This is a genomic window from Corynebacterium sp. ACRPF (assembly GCF_022347395.1).
GTDB classification, from domain to species: Bacteria; Actinomycetota; Actinomycetes; order Mycobacteriales; family Mycobacteriaceae; genus Corynebacterium; species Corynebacterium tuberculostearicum_D.
This window is the reverse complement of the sequence record NZ_JAKRNB010000004.1, coordinates 71,716-92,405: the sequence shown is the minus strand read 5'-3', so window position 1 is coordinate 92,405 and position 20,690 is coordinate 71,716. Positions and strand designations below refer to the sequence as shown.

18 protein-coding genes are annotated in these 20,690 nt (G+C 61.1%); 2 read left to right on the top strand and 16 right to left on the bottom strand.

Going from position 1 to position 20,690, the window contains the following annotated elements; translation table 11 throughout:
• Window positions 1-4 precede the first annotated feature (4 nt).
• From rsfS to MHX61_RS02915, 10 genes are all read right to left on the bottom strand, one after another.
• Window positions 5-448, bottom strand: a complete 444-nt coding sequence (rsfS, locus tag MHX61_RS02960; protein WP_239192490.1) for a ribosome silencing factor — start codon at window positions 446-448, stop codon at window positions 5-7.
• A gap of 147 nt (window positions 449-595) precedes the next feature.
• The gene (nadD, locus tag MHX61_RS02955; protein WP_239192383.1) at window positions 596-1,213 is read right to left on the bottom strand and encodes a nicotinate-nucleotide adenylyltransferase; all 618 of its coding nucleotides are present in this window, start codon (window positions 1,211-1,213) and stop codon (window positions 596-598) included.
• A gap of 23 nt (window positions 1,214-1,236) precedes the next feature.
• The gene (locus MHX61_RS02950; RefSeq protein WP_239192380.1) at window positions 1,237-2,505 is read right to left on the bottom strand and encodes a glutamate-5-semialdehyde dehydrogenase; all 1,269 of its coding nucleotides are present in this window, start codon (window positions 2,503-2,505) and stop codon (window positions 1,237-1,239) included.
• 97 nt (window positions 2,506-2,602) lie between these two features.
• A complete protein-coding gene (locus MHX61_RS02945) occupies window positions 2,603-3,508 on the bottom strand; it encodes a D-isomer specific 2-hydroxyacid dehydrogenase family protein (protein ID WP_239192377.1) in 906 nt (301 codons plus the stop codon).
• The gene (locus MHX61_RS02940; protein ID WP_204611180.1) at window positions 3,508-4,437 is read right to left on the bottom strand and encodes a D-isomer specific 2-hydroxyacid dehydrogenase family protein; all 930 of its coding nucleotides are present in this window, start codon (window positions 4,435-4,437) and stop codon (window positions 3,508-3,510) included. Before MHX61_RS02940 ends, MHX61_RS02945 begins: the two co-directional genes overlap by 1 nt.
• 33 nt (window positions 4,438-4,470) lie before the next feature.
• Complete coding sequence (proB, locus tag MHX61_RS02935; protein ID WP_239192374.1) at window positions 4,471-5,703, bottom strand: glutamate 5-kinase; 1,233 nt, start codon at window positions 5,701-5,703, stop codon at window positions 4,471-4,473.
• 59 nt (window positions 5,704-5,762) lie between these two features.
• Complete coding sequence (gene obgE, locus MHX61_RS02930) at window positions 5,763-7,295, bottom strand: GTPase ObgE (RefSeq protein WP_239192371.1); 1,533 nt, start codon at window positions 7,293-7,295, stop codon at window positions 5,763-5,765.
• Window positions 7,296-7,532: 237 nt separating this feature from the next.
• Window positions 7,533-7,811 carry a 50S ribosomal protein L27 gene (gene rpmA, locus MHX61_RS02925; RefSeq protein ID WP_005324079.1) on the bottom strand — a complete coding sequence of 93 codons (279 nt, stop codon included), beginning with the start codon at window positions 7,809-7,811 and terminating at the stop codon, window positions 7,533-7,535.
• A gap of 42 nt (window positions 7,812-7,853) precedes the next feature.
• The gene (gene rplU / locus MHX61_RS02920) at window positions 7,854-8,159 is read right to left on the bottom strand and encodes a 50S ribosomal protein L21 (RefSeq protein ID WP_049377209.1); all 306 of its coding nucleotides are present in this window, start codon (window positions 8,157-8,159) and stop codon (window positions 7,854-7,856) included.
• A gap of 226 nt (window positions 8,160-8,385) precedes the next feature.
• Window positions 8,386-12,252 carry a translation initiation factor IF-2 N-terminal domain-containing protein gene (locus MHX61_RS02915; protein ID WP_239192368.1) on the bottom strand — a complete coding sequence of 1,289 codons (3,867 nt, stop codon included), beginning with the start codon at window positions 12,250-12,252 and terminating at the stop codon, window positions 8,386-8,388.
• Window positions 12,253-12,455: 203 nt separating this feature from the next.
• On the opposite strand from MHX61_RS02915, the gene MHX61_RS02910 reads away from it, so the two are divergent.
• Window positions 12,456-13,223 (top strand): hypothetical protein, encoded by a 768-nt coding sequence (locus tag MHX61_RS02910; protein WP_239192365.1) that lies wholly within the window; start codon window positions 12,456-12,458, stop codon window positions 13,221-13,223.
• Here the strand turns inward: MHX61_RS02910 and arsB are convergent.
• Entirely contained in the window at window positions 13,220-14,284 is a 1,065-nt protein-coding gene (arsB, locus tag MHX61_RS02905) for an ACR3 family arsenite efflux transporter (RefSeq protein WP_239192363.1), read from the bottom strand. The two genes, MHX61_RS02910 and arsB, sit on opposite strands and share 4 nt — an antisense overlap.
• Window positions 14,285-14,392: 108 nt before the next feature.
• Here arsB and MHX61_RS02900 point away from each other — a divergent pair, with 108 nt between their 5' ends.
• On the top strand, window positions 14,393-14,743 hold the full coding sequence (locus tag MHX61_RS02900; RefSeq protein ID WP_239192360.1) for a metalloregulator ArsR/SmtB family transcription factor: 351 nt from the start codon (window positions 14,393-14,395) through the stop codon (window positions 14,741-14,743).
• A gap of 269 nt (window positions 14,744-15,012) precedes the next feature.
• On the opposite strand, the gene ndk is transcribed toward MHX61_RS02900, so the two are convergent.
• From ndk to MHX61_RS02875, 5 genes are all read right to left on the bottom strand, one after another.
• Window positions 15,013-15,423, bottom strand: coding sequence for a nucleoside-diphosphate kinase (gene ndk / locus MHX61_RS02895; RefSeq protein WP_005324068.1), 411 nt, complete (start codon window positions 15,421-15,423; stop codon window positions 15,013-15,015).
• A gap of 79 nt (window positions 15,424-15,502) precedes the next feature.
• Window positions 15,503-15,814 (bottom strand): hypothetical protein, encoded by a 312-nt coding sequence (locus MHX61_RS02890; RefSeq protein WP_239192356.1) that lies wholly within the window; start codon window positions 15,812-15,814, stop codon window positions 15,503-15,505.
• A gap of 46 nt (window positions 15,815-15,860) precedes the next feature.
• Window positions 15,861-16,373, bottom strand: a complete 513-nt coding sequence (locus MHX61_RS02885) for a DUF4233 domain-containing protein (RefSeq protein WP_239192353.1) — start codon at window positions 16,371-16,373, stop codon at window positions 15,861-15,863.
• Window positions 16,370-17,905: a folylpolyglutamate synthase/dihydrofolate synthase family protein gene (locus tag MHX61_RS02880; RefSeq protein ID WP_239192349.1), complete on the bottom strand. Its 1,536-nt coding sequence runs from the start codon at window positions 17,903-17,905 to the stop codon at window positions 16,370-16,372. Before MHX61_RS02880 ends, MHX61_RS02885 begins: the two co-directional genes overlap by 4 nt.
• Window positions 17,905-20,625 (bottom strand): valine--tRNA ligase, encoded by a 2,721-nt coding sequence (locus tag MHX61_RS02875; RefSeq protein ID WP_239192344.1) that lies wholly within the window; start codon window positions 20,623-20,625, stop codon window positions 17,905-17,907. The genes MHX61_RS02880 and MHX61_RS02875 overlap by 1 nt, the downstream gene beginning before the upstream one ends.
• Window positions 20,626-20,690: the final 65 nt, after the last annotated feature.

Here is a 20,690-nt window from a genome sequence, read left to right as displayed (position 1 = left end):
GGGTTTAAAGCTCCTCGTCCTCACCAGGGACCTTATCGGCCAGTGGGAGCTCGTCGATGGAATCAACTTCGCGCGGGTTGACGCCATGGGTCCATTCGCCCGGACGCTCTGGGGCCTCGATGCCCTCGATCTCCAGTGCTGGGCAATCGTGGTACAGGCGGTCCAAACCGTAGAACTCGCGCTGGTCATTGCGCTGGACGTGGACGACGATATTGCCATAATCCAGCAGCACCCAACGGTTCTCGCGGTTGCCTTCGCGGCGCTGCGGCTCGAAGCCTTGCTTGGTCATTTCGTCTTCGACTTCATCCACGATGGAGGCCACCTGGCGCTCGTTATCCGCAGAAGCTAGCACGAAGACCTCAGTAATAGCGAGGACATCGGAGACATCAATGGCCGCGATATTGGTGGCCAGCTTTTCTTGCGCGGCGTGGGCCGCGGTTTCTGCCATGCGGCGGGCGAGATCAGAAGTAGACAATGTGTAAAAATTCCCTTTTCGCGTCTGAAGTATATTCGGTATGAACTATCTCTATTGAGAGTCTATTCTTGCACGTTTAGCAGGCCCGTGCCCAAAATCTTAGGAAGGCCGCGGAAGTTTCTACAAGGGCTTATCCGGGTTAGGCCCATAGAGATTGTTCTTGGTGATGTACTGCACCACCCCATCCGGAACCAGGTACCACACGGGCTGCCCCTGCCCGGCGCGTTCGCGGCACGCGGTGGAGGAAATCGCCATGGCGGGAATGTCAATAAGATCGATGGCTTCTTGCGCATCGGCAGGTAGCATATCGGCGCTCAATTCGTAGCCGGGGCGGGTCACGCCCACAAAGTGCGCCATCTCCAGCATCTCTTCCCAGTTATGCCAGCTCATGATGGAGGCCAGCGAGTCGGCCCCGGTGATGAAGTAGAACTCCGCCTCCGGGAAAAGTTCGCGCAAATCCCGCAGCGTATCGATGGTATAGGTGGGCCCCTCGCGGTCAATGTCTACGCGCGAGACGGTAAATCTCGGATTGGAGGCCGTGGCCACCATCGTCATCAAGTAGCGGTGCTCGGCCGCAGTGACGTCGCGGTGGGACTTTTGCCACGGCTGGCCGGTGGGAACAAAGATGACGGTATCGAGGGCAAAGCGGTGTGCGGCCTCACTGGCCGCTACCAAGTGGCCATTGTGGATGGGATCAAAGGTGCCACCCATGATGCCGATGCGCTGTGGGCTAGTCATGGGTGGCGATTATAGCCGCACCACTAGGGGCGGGTCTGACCGGTGCCCTGCAGGATCCACTTGGTAGAGGTCAGCTCCGGCAGCGCCATCGGGCCGCGGGCGTGCAACTTCTGGGTGGAAATGCCGATTTCGGCGCCCATGCCGTAGACCTCGCCATCGGTGAAAGCGGTAGAAGCGTTGAGCATGACCGCGGCGGCATCTACCTCGTTGCCGAACTTCACCAGGACGTCGGCATCCTGCGCGGCGATGGCCTCGGTGTGGCCAGTGGTGAACTCGGCGATGTGGGCAATGGCACCGTCGACGCCGTCGACCACCTTGGCGCAGATATCCATGGATAGCGACTCTTCGCGCCAGTCCTCATCGGTGGCCTGCACGGCATCCTTGACGCCGAAAGCCTCGAGCTCGGCGACGTCGCCGTGGATGGTCACGCCCGCCTCCTGCAGCGCGGTGATGATGCGGAGCTTGGCGGAGTCGTCCAAAGCGGCGTCGATAAGCACGCACTCCGTGGAGTTGCACACTGAGGTGCGGCGGGTCTTGCCGTTGATGACCATGTCGATGGCCTTGTTCAGGTCCGCAGAGGCGTCCACGTAAAAGTGGCAGTTGCCGGTGCCGGTCTCAATTGCTGGGACGGTGGCGCCGGTGACGACGGCCTCAATAAGCTTGGCGCCACCGCGCGGAATGACCAGGTCCACCAGGCCGCGAGCGGTGATGAGGTCCTGGACGGAGTCGTGGGTCTCGCACGGCAGAAGCTGCACGGCCTCGCGCGGGAGATCGAACTCGGCGAGGGTATCCTGCAAGATTTCTACCAGCTTGGCATTGGAGTTGCGGGCGGATTTGGAACCGCGCAGCAGCGGCACGTTGCCGGATTTGATGGCCAAGCCGAAGGCGTCCACGGTGACGTTCGGGCGGGCCTCATAAACCATGCCCATGACACCGAGCGGCACGCGCACCTGCTTCATGTGGATGCCGTTATCCATCGTGCGGCCCTGCAGGATCTCTCCTACCGGGTCCTGCAGGCCGGCTACCTGGCGCAGGCCCCCGGCAATGCCTTCGACGCGGGCGGCGTCAAGGGAGAGGCGGTCAATGAGGGACTCGGACATGCCGCGCTCGCGGCCGGTCTCGATGTCCTGCTTATTAGCGGCGAGGATACCTTCGGTGTGGGCGATAAGGTTTTCGGCTGCGCGCTGCAAGATTTCGTTCTTGCGCGGCGTGGACAGCTGCGCCACGACGGGCGCTACGTCCTTGGCAGCACGGGCTTTGGACAGAACTTCTTCGCGTTCAGTGTTGCTCATGTCATACCAGCCTAACGAAAGGCCACGCGCATTTCAGCGACCTCAGCCGCGGTGGGGTTGAGCTGGCCATCGTCAGCGCGGCTACCGGGGCTATCCATCAGTAGCCGGCTTCAGTATCTACTTCCGTAGGGATTGCCTCACCGGCGGCAAAGTGCTCCATGACCTTTGCTGCATGCGCACCGATGCGGCGCCGCACCGAATAAGGCGGATTGGCAAGGTGCGGGGTAATGACCACGTTGGGCATCTCCCATAGCGGGTGCCCATCGGGCAGCGGCTCGGGGTCGGTGACATCCAGGCCAGCGCCGGCGATGTGGCCGGCACGTAGGGCATTGACAAGCGCGTCGGTATCCACCAGCGGTCCACGGCCGACGTTGATAATCACAGCATGGCTGGGCATGGCGCGGAAAGCGGCGGCGTCGAATAGCTGGTGGGTCTGGTCCGTGAGCGGCGCAAGCGCCACAAAATAGTCGGCGGCCGGCCACACGCGCTCGATGTCGGCCGTGGCGAAGGTTTCATCGGCGCCCTCCACCGGATTGCCGGAGCGATTGACCGCAATGATGCGCGGGCCAAAGCCCTCTAGCATGCGGATAAGCCGCTTGCCGATGCCCCCGGCGCCCACCACCGCAACCGTCTTATCCTCAAAAAGGAAGCTGGTGTGCGCCTCCACCTCATCGCGATTATCCCAGCTAGTCCCCACGCGCTTATGCGCATGCAACTGGGCAAGCAGGAGTGCAATGGTGGATTCGGCCACGGTGGCGTCATATAGCCCTGCCGCGTTGGACCAGCGGGCAGAGGTATTTCGCATGACGTCGAACAGGTGGTCCACACCAGCAAACGGGACTTGGACGAGGCCCACGCTTGGCGGCAGGGGCTGTGGGAAATCATCTGGACCGCCGTTGAAGATGAGCACCTCGGCCTCCTCCAGCGGGGCACGCTCGTGGCCGGCAGCATCGAGGGCCTGCAGGGTTTCCTCCCACGGGGTGGGCAGCATTGCGTACTTCATTAGTAGCCAGCCTCCGCATCCACGCGGGTGGGCATGGCCTCTCCCCTCTCCCACGCCGCGGCATTGGCGTTGAAGATAGCGCCCAGGTGGTACTGCGCCACGTGCGCAGAGGCGGCCATGTGCGGGGTCATGGTGCAATTGGGCAGGTCATAAAGCGGATGGCCATCGGGCAGCGGCTCGGGATCCATAACCTCCAAGCCGGCGCCGGCGATGTCGCCGCAGCGCAAGGCCTCCACAAGGTCATCAGTGACCACGGTGCTGCCGCGGCCGACATTGATAAAGATGGCGGAGGGTTTCATGGCGCGGAAGGTGGCGGCATTGATAAGCCCCTCGGTGTCCTTGGTGGCCGGCAGGATGCAGAAAATGAAATCCGCCTCGCCCCACACGTGCTGGGCTTTATCCATGGGCACGACCTCATCGGCGCCTTCCACCGCGCGGCCGGAGCGATTGACCGCAGTAATGTGCACGCCAAAGGGTTGCAGGAGCTTAATGAGCTGCTTGCCGATGCCCCCAGCGCCAAAGATCGCTACCCTCTTCGGCCCTTGCTGGTCATAGAGCCAGGCCTGGGATTCATCCAGCTCCTTGGCCACCGACCAGGTAGCGGCTTGGGCGAAGGCCTTGTGGTGGTGCGCCTGGGAAAGGGCCAGCCCGAGTGCGGACTCGGCCACTGGCTGGGCAAAGGCACCGGCGGAGTTGCACCATGGCACGCCGTCTGGGGTAATGACGCCTGCATCGATGAGCTGGTTGACGCCGGTATAACAATGCTGCACCCAGCCGATATTCGCCGGCATCTCCGGGATGCGGCGCGGGTTGGGCGCATTATTGATATAGACCTCGGCGTCCTCGATGCTGCTCACGCGTTGGTGCCCGGCAGCCTCGATGTCTTCTACCATCGGCTGCCAGGTTTCCGGTCCCATGAAATACTTCATGCCCCAACCATACGGGGAATCTCGGACTCGGGTTTAGATGCGGGAGGCGAAGTTGGACAGATAATCCGCGTGGACGACGGAACGGCGCTGCTCCTCGGGAAGCTCTTCCATCTTCTTGCCCTTGATGGCGTGGAGCTCCTCGGAGTCGAAGCGGACCTCGCCGCGGCCGATGACCTCACCGTTCGGGCCCAAGATGTCGATGATTTCGCCCTTGGTGAACTCGCCTTGCACATCGGTAATGCCGACGGCCAGCAAAGACGTTCCGCCCTTGGTCACGGCCTCCTTGGCGCCTTCATCGAGACGGACGGCTCCGCCGGTATCGGCGCAGTAGAGAGCCCAGAACTTCCAGGCGGACAGCTGGCGTTCCTCGCGGGTGTGGAAGACGGTGCCCACGGAGGCGTCGGCAAGCGCGGGGCCAATATTGTCCGTAGAGGTCAGCAGCACTGGAATGCCGCCGCGGGTAGCCAGGCGGGCCGCGGAAACCTTGGTGGCCATACCGCCGGTGCCGACCTTGCCGCCATCACCAGCCACAACGCCCTTCAAGTCCTTGCCGGTGCGCACCTCATCGATGAACTTGGCATCCGGCTCGGCGGGATTCTTATCGTACAAACCGGGCACGTCAGAAAATAGGAAGAGCGCGTCCGCGCCCACCAGGTTGGCCACCAGCGCGGAAAGGCGATCGTTATCACCAAAGTGCATTTCCGACGTCGCCACCGCATCGTTCTCATTCACGATCGGGATGGTGCGCAGCTGGCGCAGGCGATCAATGGTGCGTTGCGCGTTGCGGGCGCGATCGCGGTGCCCCGTATCGGAGGCGGTGAGGAGGACCTGGCCGATGGTGCGCTTATAGCGCGCAAAGGACTGGCCCCACACAGAGGCCAAGTGCACCTGGCCGACGGACGCGGAGGCCTGCTTAGTAGCCAAATCGGTGGGGCGCTGGTGCAGACCGAGCGGGCCCATACCTGCGGCAACCGCACCGGAAGACACGATGATGACATCGGAGCGGCCCATGCGCGCATGGACGGCATCAACGATGTGATCAATCTTTTCCTGGGAAACGCGGAAATTCTCATCCGTGAGAGAAGAGGAACCAATCTTGACCACCACGCGCTTTGCCTGCGCGATGTCGCGGCGGAGATCCGATTCAAAACCGGACGCCACCGGATTTTCATCGAGCGGTTCCGGGAAAGGGGTATCAGCGGTGGGTCCGTCAAAAGGCTCTACCGGAAGTGGAAGGATGGGCTCTTTCTGTTCATCAGAAGACATGCCAACCGAGTTTACAAAGCCCACCCTCCAGCACACCCCAAGAATAGGGGGATCTGGGACTAGCCCTGCCACCTATCGCGGTTAGCGCCCTCGCGAGTGACCTCTTCATCGGTGCCGTAATCGTATTCATCGATAAGACCACGGCGTGCCTGAGAGGCGCGCTTGCGCTCCGCTGCAGAAGCACGGGCGGTTCCTTTAAGGCGAGCATCCTCGCCGCGGCTAGCCATTGTCGGATCACCGCCGGTCATCGGCTCCCACTCGAAGGTGATGCCGCCGATAGTAACCGGGCAGCCCTCTACAGCACCCTGCTCGCGCAGCTCATCCTCCACGCCCGCCTTGGCCAGGCGGTCAGCCAAGAATCCTACTGCCTCATCATTTTCAAAGTCAGTTTGGGTAATCCACCGATCAATCTTCTTGCCCTCAACAATGAAGCCACCCTCGACATCCGGATCGGTCTTGACGGTGAAATCAGCAAACGCGCCGGTATGCTTCTTATGGCCTTGGGCCTTGGGATGGATAACGGTGTGGTTTTTATCCTTCTTTGGCAACGGCTGGGCCTCGCGGTGCTCAGTCACCATATCCATGAGCCGGAACTTCAGCGGATCCAGACCCTTGCGAGCGACGGCCGAGATAATAAAGACAGGCCAGCCAAACTTCTCTTCCAGATCATCTTTGACAAATTCCGCCAGCTCTTCGGCCTCAGGCACATCTGCCTTATTCAAGATGATGACGCGGGGGCGCTCACGCAGATCCCCTAAACCAGTATCTTCCTGCAAAGCCTCCTGGTACTTTGCCAACTCATTTTCCATCGCCTCAATATCAGAGACCGGATCACGGCCGGGCTCAATGGTGGCAGTATCTACCACATGGGCAAGCACCGCCGTGCGTTCAATATGGCGCAAAAAGTCTAGACCGAGCCCCTTGCCATCGGCCGCGCCTGGGATAAGCCCCGGCACGTCCGCGATAGTAAAGGAGCTATCCCCCATATCCACCACGCCGAGGTTCGGCTGCAGCGTAGTAAAGGGGTAATCACCGATCTTGGGCTTTGCGGCCGATAACACCGAGATGAGCGAGGACTTGCCTGCCGATGGAAAGCCCACCAGCCCTACATCCGCCATAGATTTCAGCTCGAGGATCAGATCATGGGCTTGGCCTGGCTCACCTTGGAGAGCAAAGCCCGGTGCCTTGCGGTTTTTTGAGGCCAAGGCGGCATTGCCTAGTCCACCGAAGCCGCCTTCAGCAGCAACAAAGCGAGTGCCAGGCACCGTCAGGTCCGCCAAGGTTTCACCCTTTTCAGTGCGGACCACCGTGCCCGCCGGGACCTCCAAAATCAGGTCTTCACCGCGAGCACCATTGCGCATATCGCCAGCGCCATTGCCGCCGCGTTGCGCCTTAATATGCGGGCGGTAGTGGAAATCCATAAGCGTATGGATTTGCTCAGATACCTCGAGGATGATGTCGCCGCCGTGGCCACCATTGCCGCCATCCGGGCCGCCCAAAGGCTTAAACTTCTCGCGGTGGACAGACACACAGCCGTGTCCACCGTCGCCCGCTTGCAGGTGCAGGACAACGCGGTCAATAAAACGTGCCATGGTCAAACCCTCCGTTAGTTAAATCTTTGTCCCCGCCAGTGTAATGCGTGCCTTGCGCTGGACTCCAACCGCAACCGGATTGAGTCCGCCTACCTAGTCCTCCATCCCATCGGTTGTGTCCGCTAGCGTGGCGTATCTATTATCCGGGTGGAGCCTCGTTTCGGTATCCACAAAACCAGAAAATCCTCGAGCCGCCCTCACTGGGGAGACTCGAGGATTAACCTCATCGGCCTGAAGTTAAGCAGTTGCCTCTGCAGCAACCTCTTCAGCCGGAACGATGTTGACCATACGACGGCCACGCTTGATACCGAACTCAACGGAGCCAGCTGCAAGCGCGAACAGGGTATCGTCGCCGCCGCGGCCTACGTTTTCACCTGGGTGGAACTTGGTACCGCGCTGACGCACGATGATCTCGCCGGCATTAACCTGCTGACCACCGAAGCGCTTGACGCCGAGACGCTTGGACTCGGAATCGCGACCGTTGCTGGAGCTGGAAGCACCCTTCTTGTGTGCCATGTGGTTTTCCCTCCTTTAGGGATAATTACAGCCGGTTAAGGCTTACTTGATACCGGTGATCTTCAAGGTGGTCACAGGCTGACGGTGGCCCAGACGCCTCTTGTAACCAGTCTTGTTCTTGTACTTCAGGATATCGACCTTCGGGCCCTTACCCTGCTCTACGATTTCTGCGGAGACAGAAACCTTCTCCAAGTCAGAAGCCTTGGACTTAACATCGGCGCCATCGACGAGCAGAACCGGGGTGAGAGCTACGGCAGAGCCTGGCTCACCCTCGATCTTCTCGACCTTGACGAGGTCACCTTCAGCAACCTTGTACTGCTTGCCGCCGGTCTTGACGATCGCGTACATAGAGGGTTACCCCTTATCTAAACTCGCTCGGAAGCAACCGGAGAGGCCGCGTTCCGAATGGACACTTACACATTGCGTTTAGTTCCCGCGCGAACATGCCCGCACAGCTCACTAAGGGAGTGTCGGACTGATCCAGCGTCGTGAGTACTAAACAGCGACTGTCAAAGACTACCCCGTAGCGGGCACAAAATACAAACCACACTGTTTGCGCCCGCGTGGCGTAGCCCTAAGACGTGCTTCGCCGTGCTACGCGGCGTCGGCCGCGCCCAGACTTAGCGCGCGACATTTCCTTGTGCGCACCGCTCGCGGAAGACTGCTTCTGGGCCGGATTATCCTGCGCCTTTGGGGCCTTGGCGCTTGCCGACGTCCCCTTCTTGCGCACCGCCCTCTTCTTTCCGCGGCGCAGCACCTTGGTATCGCCCGTGGTCGCCCGCTGGCCAGCATCGAAACGATCCGGCGAGCTACCCTGCTGCGTCGAACGGCCTTGGGCGGTCTTCGCTGCCTTCGGATTCTCTGCTACCGCCTTTTTAGGAGCGGCCTGGCGCACGGCACGGCGACGCCCACGGCCCTTGCCACCGGCGCGCCCCGCACGCGCGGTGCCAGCGGCCTTTTCATGGCGCTGCTCGGCGGACCCGCCCGCCTGCTTGTGCTCGTGCTCCTGCGCCTTTTCCTTGACCTCGTGCGGCACGCGCGAGGTGGTCCGACGCTTGGCCTGCTGGGTGCGCACCGCACGACGGCGGCCACGCCCGCGAGCCTTGCGCTCTTCGCGCGAGCTCTTCTCTCCGCGCTGGGCTTCAGCCCCGCTAGCGTTACCGCCGGTGTCGGCGGAGTCCTGCTCACCAGAGACCGCGAAATCCTGCGGCTGCGGGCGCCTATCGGAGCGCGAATTTCCGCGGGTGCGGCGCTTGCGGCGTGGGGAAGCCTCAAACTCAGCTACTGCCTCGTCATAGGTCTTTTCAGTTGCCGTCTCCGTAGCCGTTGCCTTCTCGGTAATCTTCTGCTCGCCGCCCGCAGCTGTACGCGTGGCCTTAGACCGGCGCGTCGCCCGGCGCGGCTTCTTGCCACGCTTGGAGCCCGCCCCGGCACCTGGGTGTACCTGCGCAATAGCACCCGAGTCGGCGTCCGTATCCGCATCGGGGACGTAGGAATTAAATTCCTGCGCCTCGTCACTCTCAGCAGCATTATCCGCCGCGGCGTACGCGATGGCCTCGATATCGGATACCTCAGTCTGGGTGTGCTTGCGCGCGCGGGGGCGACCGCGTCCACGTCCGCGCTCCTTGTTGCGGTCATGCTCCCCGCTGTCCTCTTCCGATCCAGCGTGCGACTGAGCCGGACCGCGCTCATCTACAACGACGTTCGCTACGAGATCTTCCAGCGACGTCTTCGCAGATTCCCGTGCGGCCTCTTCGCTCTCGGTACCGTAGACCGGCGCCTGGGTCTTCTTAAATCGCTTAGGCTTGGAGGAGCTTTCGGCGGCGTCGTCAAGCTCGTGCTTATGCATCGCCACCGCAGCCGGTTGCTGCTGCGGATCGTGGTGTTGCTTCTTGTGCGCCTTGGACTTGCGGCCAGAATGCTTGGAGCGCTGCTCGTCCTCGGCCTCATCCACCGGATACTGGTGAATGATGATGCCACGGCCGTTACAGCACTCGCACTCGGTGGAGAACGTTTCTACCAAGCCGGTGCCGAGGCGCTTGCGGGTCATCTGCACCAGACCCAGCGACGTCACCTCCGAGACCTGGTGGCGGGTGCGATCGCGGCCCAAGGCTTCCTTCAGACGGCGCAGCACCAGATCCTGGTTTTCCGGCAGGACCATATCGATAAAGTCCACGACGATCATGCCGCCGAGATCGCGCAAACGCATCTGGCGCACGATTTCTTCGGCCGCCTCGAGGTTATTGCGGGTTACCGTTTCCTCCAGGTTGCCGCCAGAACCGGTGAACTTTCCGGTATTGACATCAATCACGGTCATGGCCTCGGTGCGGTCGATGACCAACGTGCCACCGGAGGGCAGCCATACCTTGCGCGAGAGCGCCTTATGCAGCTGCTCATCAATGCGGTAGGCATCGAAGGCATCTTGCTCGCCGTGGTCCTTGGCACGGTAGCGCACCACGCGGTCCGCAAGGTCTGGCGCCATGGAATCCACATAAGCACGGACGGTGTTGAAGGAACGCTTGCCATCGACGATGAGCTCAGTGAAGTCTTCGTTGAAGAGATCGCGCACCACCTTGATGAGCATGTTCGGCTCTTCATACATGGTCACCGGTTTGGCGCCCTTGGAGGATTTTTCTTTCTTAGCGTGTGCCACGATGTCCTCCCACCGGCTGTGCAGGCGGTTGACGTCGGTAGCGATTGCCTTTTCCGGTACGTTTTCGGCGGCGGTGCGGATGATCGCTCCACCATCGCCTGGAACCACGTGGCCGAGGATATCCTTCAAGCGCTTGCGCTCTGGGGCAGGCAACTTGCGGGAAATGCCGGCGCTGCGCCCGCCCGGTACGTAGACCAGGTAGCGGCCAGCAAGGGAAATCTGGGTGGTAAGGCGCGCGCCCTTATGACCGATGGGATCCTTAGCCACCTGCACCAGCACTTGGTCACCGGATTTCAGGGCGTTTTCTACCTTGCGGGCGCGCCCGTGCAGCTTGGTCTTGCGCCAGTCGATTTCACCGGCGTAGAGCACGCCGTTTCGGCCCTGTCCAATGTCCACGAAAGCCGCCTCCATGGACGGCAGCACGTTTTGGACGCGGCCCAAGTAGATATTGCCAATGAGCGAGGCCTGGGATTCGGTGGTCACGAAGTGCTCGACCAACAGGTCATCCTCTAACACGCCCACCTGGGTGATAATGCCGGCGCCGTCCTCGCGCTCCTTATCGCGCACCACCATGGTGCGCTCCACAGCTTCGCGGCGGGCAAGGAACTCCGCTTGGGAGACGATGTGCTGGCGGGTGCGGCCCTTTTCGCGCAGCTCGGCACGGCGGCGCTTCTGAGCCTCGATGCGCGTGGAGCCGCGGATGGCTTTCGGCTCTTCAATGTGCTCGGGCTCGTCTGCCTGCTCTTCACGCTTCGCACCGGCGCCGCGTCCGCGGGATGCGCCGCGGCGCCCGCGGCGGCGGCCCTCAGGCTTTCCGGAACCGCGGTCGGAGCCGGAGTGCTCGCGGCTTTCTGCGGCGGAGTCTGCAGCATCCTCGTTGTCGTCGCTTGCGGAGTCGTCGGCTGAGGAGTCCTCCTCCGCTGCATCTAGAGCCGGTGCGAATGCCGCAGCCTCGTCCAGCTGCGGGGCCATGAAGATGGGCGCAAAGTCATAGTGCCCGGAGTCTTCCTCGGATTCGGCCCGTGGGACGATGTGCGGCGCGTAGTAGTCATCCTCGAAGTCCTCGCCGGCTTCTGCCAGCGCCTCGTGCAGCTTTGCCGCATCAACCGTTCCGGTATCAAAGCCGCTCGCAGATGCTTTTTCGGCCTCCTCCGTGGCTTCTGCTGCTTCGGGTACTTCTGCTTCAGCGTGCTCGGAGTCCTCGGTGGCTGCGCCAGTTTCGGCCGCAGCCTGAGCAAGCGATGCCTCTACCTTGTCTTCGATCTGGGAGATTTCATTATCCACGTTCTTGCGCACGCGGTGGCGCAGGGGTTCTTCGTCTTCCGTGGACTGCCCCCCTTCCTCTGACTCGGCGGTATCTGCCGGCTCTTCGGGCGCTGGTGCGGCGGACTTACGGGTGGCCTTGCGGGCGCGCTTGGCGCGCTTCTTCGCTGGCTTCTTTTCCGGTTTCTCGTCCGGGTTTTCTTCCGGTTGCGCAGCAGGCTTGTCCTCGGGATCTTCAGCCGACGCTTCAGTGGTATCGCCCGCGGGGGCGTCGGCAACCGCGGCGGCGTTCGCTACGGTATCCAGCACCTGGCCTGCTTCCTCGCGGGAAAGGGAGCTTTGCGCGCTCTTTTTCAGGCCCATGTCTTTGAGCTGTGCCACCAGCTCGCGCGAGGAAAGCCCCAGCTGCTTGGCCAGGGAATACACGCGGGTCTTGTCCTTTAGTTGGCTACGGTCCAGGTTCTGGGCCAAAGACACCGCTGCCTTGAGGCTTTCAGTTGTTTCTTGAGAGTTCTGTGCCACCATGTCCGGGCTTACTCCTGTACATCGTCTGTATTTGGCGCGGCCTCGGGCGCAGGCACGGCCGAAGACTGTACCGCCGCCGCACGAGGCATAGTGCGCGCTAAAAAAGTTTGTGGGATATGAAGTTATGCCGCGTCTCGTACGCGCTATCCCCCATTGTGTCACAGAACCGCGGGCAAGCTGGCAGGCGGTGTTATGTTGGCGGGGTGGCAGAACTAGCACGAATCCCCGCGCGCGAACTCGCGCAGTACCGACAGCGCAATGAAGTCCCGGTGCGCTCCGCACTTTACTTTGGCGTACCGGCCGGCTTTGCCATTGGCTTCGCCAACACAGGCGTGGACTATATGTTGATGGGAGCCGGTGTTTTTGCCGTCTTTGCGGTGCTGGGGTTGGTGCACCTCATCCGCAATTACCCGCGCGGCATCAACGCTGCGCAAGAGGAATTCCGCGATGGCGACTATCCCACGATTGCTTATATCGCACCGTTTATCCCGATCGCTGCGCCATTGGTCATGGCGCCACTGAGCGCAGCCGGCCTGCTCCCAGAGGTAGAGCTGGCCCCGCCCGTTGCCGGGATGCTGTCCGGCGCGTGGTGGGCCTTTGGCTTGCCGTTGGGCATCTGGAGCATGTTTTCCCAGTCCTTCCGGATCGGCCGGCGCCGCATTAACAAGATCCTGGAAAAAGACCCGCTCGACGGGGTTACGGAGGCTCGCTTGGAGCTTGCCGACGCCCACTCGGACATCCTCACCGCCCTCGTCGCCGCCGGCGCGGTGCAGGGAAACACGATTAATTCCACTGCCCTCTCGAAGTTCATGAAGGTAGACCTCGACCCACTATCCGAGCACCTCGATGCTTTGGCAAAGGCGGACCTGGTGAAGCTAAGCCGCATGGGCCTGCGCACCGCGCCCGCAAAGTGGACCATCACCATCATGCCGACTGGGGTTCGCTGCCTATATCAGGTGGGCCGGCGTTAACTTGGCAAGCTTTTGTCTCCTGAGAAGAGCTTCGGGCCTATCCAGAGCATTATATAAACGAGGCCCACGAGCACTGGGATTTCAATCAGTGGCCCGATGGTGCCGGCGAGGGCCTGTGCTGACGCGGCGCCAAAGGTGCCGATGGAAACTGCAATGGCTAGCTCGAAGTTATTTCCGGCTGCGGTAAAAGCCACGGAAGCAGACTGTGCGTAGTTCATTCCCCCGGCTTTTGCTACGCCCAAGGCAAGGAAAAACATTCCAACGAAGTAAATAACCAGTGGAATCGCCACTCTAACCACCGCAGTAGGCTGCGCTACCAACTGCTCCCCTTGCAGCGAAAACAGCAGCACGATGGTGTAGAGCAAACCAATCATCGCCAAAGGCGAGACTGCCGGGAGAAAACGGTCTTCGAACCATTCGCGTCCTTTGATCTTTTCTCCCCACACCCGTGAGAGCACGCCAAGCAGCAGGGGTATTCCTAGGAATACAAGAACCGCAGTGACGATGGACCAGAAAGAAAATTCAACAGAGGTGGTGTCTAGGCCTAGCCATCCAGGTAGAACTTGCAAGTAGAACCAACCCATGACGCCAAACATGGCTACTTGGAATACAGAGTTTATGGCGACAAGAACGGCGGTGGCCTCCCGATCGGCGCAGGAGAGATCGGACCATACTAGGACCATTGCGATACAACGGGCTAGCCCAACGATAATCAGGCCGGTTCGCAGCTCTGGCTGATCGGCAAGAAATATCCACGCCAGGGTGAACATCAATGCAGGCCCCACCAGCCAATTCAACACAATCGATACCACCATCAACCGGCCATCGGCAGCAATATCTCGGGTCTTTTCATAGCGGACTTTAGCCAGCGGCGGATACATCATAACTAGCAGGCCCAGCGCGATTGGAAGAGAAATACCGCCAACCTCTAGAGCAGACAGTGCTTCTCCAATGCCTGGCAGGAAGTGTCCGATCAATAGCCCCACAGCCATGGCCATGATGATCCAAACGGGAAGGAATCTATCGAGAAATGACAACTTTGGGCGTTGCGTAACGGCCATGGCTCTCCTTGTGCGACGAGGAATTCAACTTTCGAGCAGTACTTTAGTCACCCATATTGATACTCGTCAATATAACGGAGTGGGAGGCAGACTCCTTATACTGTGTACATGGACTCCTCCCCTAGCAATGCCGATAACACCCCGGATGCACAGTGCTGTTCCCTGAGCAGTGGCCCGCTCAGCCAGGGCGACTCCCTCCGCTTTTCCCAGCAATTTAAGGTACTTGCCGACCCAGCCCGCCTGCGCCTGCTATCCGTATTGTGCGACGAGGGCTGCGGCCCAATGAGTGTTACGGAGTTAACCGCGCTTTCCGGCCTTAGCCAACCGACGGTTTCTCATCACCTCGGCAAGTTGAGGGAATCCGGTCTTTTAATCAAGCAACAATCGGGCCGTACCGTTACCCATCGAGTGCAAAAGGAAGCCTTCCGCACACTGCGCCAGTTACTCTCCTTCGATTAGGAGAACTCCAGTCCTAGTCTGCGAAGTAAATGACTTCGCGTGCTATATCCTCAGCAATGATCTGCCGCGTTAAGCACCTTCAGCCCCGAAACAAAACCCCTGCTCCAGTTCTGCTTCTCTACGTATTTGCGGCTTTGCCGTTTCAATACTTATTCAGGGTAGGGCCGGATTCTCGGCATGTGGCTCTCCGCCTAGGCTTATGAGTCAAGCAATAAATAAAGCCCGAGCCTACAGGCTCGGGCTGAATGATGCGCTAAGTGCGCAGAAGTTTAGAGGTTCGGGAACCAGATAGCGATTTCGCGCTCTGCGGACTCTGGGGAGTCAGAGCCGTGCACGATGTTCTCGCCAACGGTCAGAGCGAAGTCGCCGCGGATGGTGCCCGGGGTGGCCTTGGAAACTGGGTCGGTGCCGCCAGCCAGCTGGCGCCATGCTTCGATGGCGCGCTCGCCCTCAACAACACCAGCGATGAGCGGTGCGGAGGTGATGAACTCGACGAGGTCGCCGAAGAATGGCTTGTCCTTGTGCTCCTCGTAGTGCTTCTCCGCGGTCTCGCGGTCAGCAACGCGCAGGTCGAGCTCGGCCAGCTTCAGGCCCTTGCGCTCGATGCGGGAGATGATTTCGCCTACGTGGCCGTTCTTTACGCCGTCCGGCTTGATGAGAATCAGTGTACGTTCAGTCATGTCCCACACTGTACCGAAACCGCACGCATGCGTCGCGCGCTGGGGTATTCCTTTGGGGTAAAAGTGTGGGGGTCCAAGGCTATGCGAGTTGTTTGACTATCTCTTCGGCGCGCTCCTGGGAGGTGCCCCTGAACCACAGGCGTACCTGGCCTACTGCGGCACCGAACTGGCCATTAGCCAGCAGGCGTTGCAGCTCCGCGCGCTGTTCCTTATCCAAATCCTCGAAGGTGGCTTCTTTGGCCGGCTCGAAGTTGCTCCGCAGGGCCAAAACCAGAAAAACGCCGCCAATGATGAGGGCGACTAGCGGTAGCCATGGCGTTCCCGTAGCGGCGCGGGCTACCACCGCGGCAATGCAGGCGAGTGCGGCAAGGACGAGATAGAGATTGCGCATGGGCGCTAGTCTATCGCGTCTGCCCCACCCGCCGGAGGTATCGAGCCTATTTCTCGTTGAGGTGCTGCGTGGTGAGGTATCCGCGCTTCATGCGGGCAATGAGGTTGCTGCGCAGGTAGACGGCCAGCAGCCACTCCATGCCAAAGATGATGAAGATGGCGGCCACGGCCCAGTGGACCATAAAGCCCACAATGACGCACAACAACTGCGCCCATACAATGACAGACAGCGCCCACTTCTTATTCATGAACGCGATCATCACGAGGTGGAATACCACTGCGGCGATGACAAAGCCGTAGTTGAAGGGGGTCCACAAGGTACCGTCATAGAGCTTGTAGAGCATCGGCAGCGCGAAGGATAGGGCGAGCGCCTCCATGGTCAGGGAGCTGGCAATGACCATCCCGTTGAAGCTTTTCAGTGGGTCCTTGACTGGGGCTTGGCCCATGCCGAGGGGGCCGATCTCGCTTTCCGGGATCTGTTCTTCGCGGCCACGGGCGCGGGTGCGGCGGGGCGGGCGAGGCTGGTGCTCTCCGCGCGGGTGGTGATTGTCGCGGCTCATGCGGGTTCCTTTCCAAACATCGCGCGGGCATCACCAGCGGTGACGACCGAGCCGGTGATGATGATGCCGGAGCCGGACTGGACCTCGGCGTCCTCGGCAAGCTCCACGGCCTGGGCATAGGCGCCCGGCAGGTTATCGGCTACGTGCACGCGCTCCTCGCCAAAGATATCGCGGGCGGTCTCTGCCAAGTCGTAGGCATCGAGGGCGCGCGGCGAGGAGTTTTGGGTGATGACTACCTCGGTGAGGTAAGGCTCGAGTGCGGTGAGGATGCCGGTGGCGTCCTTATCCGCGAAGATCGAGAGCACACCGATGAGGCGGGCGAAGTCGAAATCGCGGTCCAGCGCCGCGCCGAGAGCCTTGGCGCCGTGGGGGTTATGGGCGGCGTCAATGAACGTCGTTGGCGAGGTGCGCACGCGCTCCAGGCGGCCGGGCGAAATCGCTTGGGCAAAACCATTGCGCACGGTCGCAACATCCAGCGGGTGGCCGGCCGAGGCACCGAAGAATGCCTCCACCGCGGCAAGGGCCACAGCGGCATTTTTGGCCTGGTGCTCGCCGTGCAGGGGGAGGAAAATATCCTCGTACAGGCCGCCAAGGCCCTGGATATTAACCTGTTGGCCACCGACGGCGATGCGGGACTCGAGGGCGGCAAACTCAGAACCGGAGCGGGCCACGCCCGCCTCCACATCCACGGCCTGCTGCAGGATAACCCGCATTGCTTCCGAGTCCTGTTCGGCGATGACCACGATATTTTCATTCGGGGTCAGCGGGTCATCGGCATCCTCACGCGGTTTGATAATGCCTGCCTTTTCACCGGCAATCTCTGCGAGAGTGTCGCCCAGGTAATCCGTGTGGTCCAAGCCCACCGGAGTAATGACGGAGACATCCGCGTTGACCACGTTGGTGGCATCCCACCGGCCGCCGAGGCCGACTTCAACAACGGCGACGTCCACGGGGGCGTCGGCAAACGCGGCATAGGACAAGCCGACAAGGACCTCGAACTTGGACATGGGAGCGTCCGACTGGGCATCGACCATCTCCACAAAAGGCTTGATCTCGTGCCAGATGCGCACATAATCGCGCGGGTGGATAGGCTGGCCATCGATGCCGATGCGCTCCGTGACGCGCTGCAGGTGCGGGCTGGTGACAAGGCCGACGCGGCGGTGGAAGGCGCGCAGGAGCGAATCCACCATGCGTGCGGTAGAGGACTTGCCGTTGGTGCCGGCAATGTGGATGACATCGAAAGAACGCTCAGGGTGGCCAAGCAGATCCATGAGCATCTCGATGCGGTCGAGGGAAGGCTCAATCTTGGTTTCCGGCCAGCGCTCATTGAGCTCTTCTTCTACCTCCGCTAGGGCGCGCAGCTCTTCGGCCGACACCTCTTGCGGTGCGGCCTCGTTGTACTCGTCCTCGCTGCCCATGCCCAAGTTGAGCGTCAGGCCGGACTCGGTGATTTCCACCGGGCCACCGTCGGTGCCTTCTTTGAGGGCATCGACGATTTCGAAGTCCTCAGTCTCCTTGTCCTTGTCCGCCACTACTTCAGGCCCTCCAAACGGCTGGTGATGCGCTCGACCTCTTCGCGGGCGACCTGCTGGCGCTCCTTGATCTTATTGACCACTTCTTCCGGCGCCTTGGACAAGAAGTTCTCGTTGCCCAGCTTCTTGCCGGTCTGCTCCAGTTCCTTATTGGCCTTGGCCAGGTCCTTCTCCAGGCGCTTGCGCTCGGCTTCTACATCCACCGCGCCGTGGGTATCCAGGGTGACCTCCACGGTGGCCTGGGAAAGGCGCACCTCGATGGAGGCGGAAGGATCGAAATCCTCGCCTGGGGCGGTGGTATTAGCCAGGTTGCGCACCAGTTCCTCTTGGCCGGCTAGATCCGCTGCGGCGAAGTCGAGGCGGCCCGGTACCTTTTGGGAAGGCTTTACACCCTGGTCAGAGCGGAAGCGGCGCAGCTCGGTGATGAGTTTATCGGCATCTTCAATGCGGCGGGCGGCCACCTCGTCCTTGGTGGCGCCACCATTGGTATCGGCAACGGTAGGCCACGGTGCCACGACGATGGACTCGCCGCCGGTCAAGGCCTTCCAGAGCACCTCGGTGACGAAAGGCATGGTCGGGTGCAGCAGGCGCAATACGACGTCTAGCACGCGGCCCAGCACAATCTGGGTATTGCGGCCCTGCTCGCTCATACCATCGCGCGGGATCTGTGTCTTGGCAATCTCCAAGTACCAGTCACATAGCTCGTCCCAGGTGAAGTGGTAGAGCAGCTCGTTGGCCTTGGCAAATTGGTAGTCATCCAGGTAGGCATCCACCTTGGCGCGAATCTCTTCGGCGCGGTCGAGGATCCAGCGGTCGGCGTCGCTAAGCTCCTCGCGGTTCGGCAGCGCAGCCACACCCGCGCCATTCATGAGCGCGAACTTGGTGGCGTTGAACAACTTGGTGGCAAAGTTGCGGGCGGCAGCAGCGGCGTCGGATCCCAACGGCAAATCGACGCCCGGGTTGGCGCCGCGCGCCAGGGTAAAGCGCAGTGCGTCCGCGCCGTAATCGCGTACCCAATCCATCGGGTCAATACCATTGCCCAAGGACTTGGACATCTTGCGGCCCTGCTCATCGCGCACCAAGCCGTGCAGATAGAGATCCTTGAACGGCACCTGCGGGCGGCATTCTGCGCCCTCACCCAAAAGCTCTGGGGTGTGGGTGCCGGCAAAGGTACCGAACATCATCATGCGGGCTACCCAGAAGAATAAGATGTCATAGGCCGTAACCAGCACGTTGGTGGGATAGAACTTCTCTAGATCCGGGGTCTTTTCCGGCCACCCCAGGGTGGAAAATGGCCACAGCGCGGAGGAGAACCAGGTATCCAGCACGTCCGGATCCTGCTCGTATCCTGCCGGTGGCTCCTCATCAGGGCCAACACAGACGATGTCTCGCTGGCCGTCCTCGCCTTCTGGCCCGTACCAGATAGGAATGCGGTGGCCCCACCACAGCTGGCGGGAGATGCACCAATCGTGCATGTCATCGACCCACTCGAAGTAGCGCGGCTCGAGCGACTGCGGGTGCAGGGTGGTATCGCCCTCGCGCACGGCGTCGCCAGAGGCCTTGGCCATCTTGGCTACGTCCACGAACCACTGCAGGGACAGGCGCGGCTCGATGGGCTCGCCGGAGCGCTCCGAGTGGCCCACGGAGTGGACGTACGGGCGGATTTCCTTAACAATGCGGCCCTGCTCGCGCAGTGCTTCCCGGATCTCCACGCGGGCTTCCTCGCGGGTCAGGCCGTCGAAGCGGGTGCCGGTATTCGCAATGTGGCCGGTGGTATCGATGACCGTGGGCATATCCAAGTCATGGCGGGTGCCCATCGCGTAGTCATTCGGGTCGTGCGCCGGGGTGATCTTCACCGCGCCGGTACCGAATTCCATGTCCACGTAATCATCGGCGATGATCTTGAGCGTCAGGTCATCGCGGAACGGGTGCGACAGCTCCTTGCCCACCAAGTCGGCATAGCGCTCATCGTCTGGGTGTACGGCGATAGCGACGTCGCCCAGCATGGTTTCCACACGGGTGGTGGCCACGATGAGGTGCGGTTCATCGTCATTGAGCGAGCCATAGCGGATAGACACCAGCTCGCCCTCGACGTCCTTGTAGACAACCTCGATATCAGAAACGGCGGTCTCTAGCACCGGCGACCAGTTCACCAGGCGGTTGGCCTGGTAGATCATGCCCTCATCATAGAGGTTCTTAAAGATGGTCTGGACGGCGCGGGAGAGGCCATCATCCAAGGTGAACCGCTCGCGGGACCAGTCCACGGAGTCACCGATGGCGCGCATCTGGTTCTGGATGGTGCCGCCGTACTGCTCCTTCCACTCCCAGACCTTGTCAATGAATTCTTCGCGCTCATAGTCCCAGCGCTTCTTGCCCTCGGTCTCCTTGAGCTTGGCCTCGACCTTGGTCTGGGTGGCAATGCCGGCGTGATCGGCACCGGGCAGCCACAGGGTGGCGTAGCCCTGCATGCGCTTGCGGCGGATAATGGAATCAATCAGCGTGTGGTCCAAGGCGTGGCCCATGTGCAGCTGGCCGGTCACATTTGGCGGCGGCAGCACGATGGAATAAGGCTCGGCCTCCGAATTCGCATCCGGGGTGAAGTAGCCCTTTTCTACCCAGCCCTCATAGAGGTCCTTCTCTACGGCCTGCGGCTCCCACGACTTGGGCAGCGCATCGGCGCGGTTGGTACCAACTAATTGCTCATTATTTTGCTCAGTCACCTGGCCGATTCTACCTTGCACGTCAACCAGCTCAGCCAGGCAGGGTGCGCACCGAGTATGTGGTG

Excerpts from the sequence above, each read along its gene's own strand:
- rsfS (WP_239192490.1), bottom strand. The coding sequence starts at position 448 with ATGGCAGAAACCGCGGCCCACGCCGCGCAAGAAAAGCTGGCCACCAAT.
- nadD (WP_239192383.1), bottom strand. The coding sequence starts at position 1,213 with ATGACTAGCCCACAGCGCATCGGCATCATGGGTGGCACCTTTGATCCC.
- MHX61_RS02950 (WP_239192380.1), bottom strand. The coding sequence starts at position 2,505 with ATGAGCAACACTGAACGCGAAGAAGTTCTGTCCAAAGCCCGTGCTGCC.
- MHX61_RS02945 (WP_239192377.1), bottom strand. The coding sequence starts at position 3,508 with ATGAAGTACGCAATGCTGCCCACCCCGTGGGAGGAAACCCTGCAGGCC.
- MHX61_RS02940 (WP_204611180.1), bottom strand. The coding sequence starts at position 4,437 with ATGAAGTATTTCATGGGACCGGAAACCTGGCAGCCGATGGTAGAAGAC.
- proB (WP_239192374.1), bottom strand. The coding sequence starts at position 5,703 with ATGTCTTCTGATGAACAGAAAGAGCCCATCCTTCCACTTCCGGTAGAG.
- obgE (WP_239192371.1), bottom strand. The coding sequence starts at position 7,295 with ATGGCACGTTTTATTGACCGCGTTGTCCTGCACCTGCAAGCGGGCGAC.
- rpmA (WP_005324079.1), bottom strand. The coding sequence starts at position 7,811 with ATGGCACACAAGAAGGGTGCTTCCAGCTCCAGCAACGGTCGCGATTCC.
- rplU (WP_049377209.1), bottom strand. The coding sequence starts at position 8,159 with ATGTACGCGATCGTCAAGACCGGCGGCAAGCAGTACAAGGTTGCTGAA.
- MHX61_RS02915 (WP_239192368.1), bottom strand. The coding sequence starts at position 12,252 with ATGGTGGCACAGAACTCTCAAGAAACAACTGAAAGCCTCAAGGCAGCG.
- arsB (WP_239192363.1), bottom strand. The coding sequence starts at position 14,284 with ATGGCCGTTACGCAACGCCCAAAGTTGTCATTTCTCGATAGATTCCTT.
- MHX61_RS02900 (WP_239192360.1), top strand. The coding sequence starts at position 14,393 with ATGGACTCCTCCCCTAGCAATGCCGATAACACCCCGGATGCACAGTGC.
- ndk (WP_005324068.1), bottom strand. The coding sequence starts at position 15,423 with ATGACTGAACGTACACTGATTCTCATCAAGCCGGACGGCGTAAAGAAC.
- MHX61_RS02890 (WP_239192356.1), bottom strand. The coding sequence starts at position 15,814 with ATGCGCAATCTCTATCTCGTCCTTGCCGCACTCGCCTGCATTGCCGCG.
- MHX61_RS02885 (WP_239192353.1), bottom strand. The coding sequence starts at position 16,373 with ATGAGCCGCGACAATCACCACCCGCGCGGAGAGCACCAGCCTCGCCCG.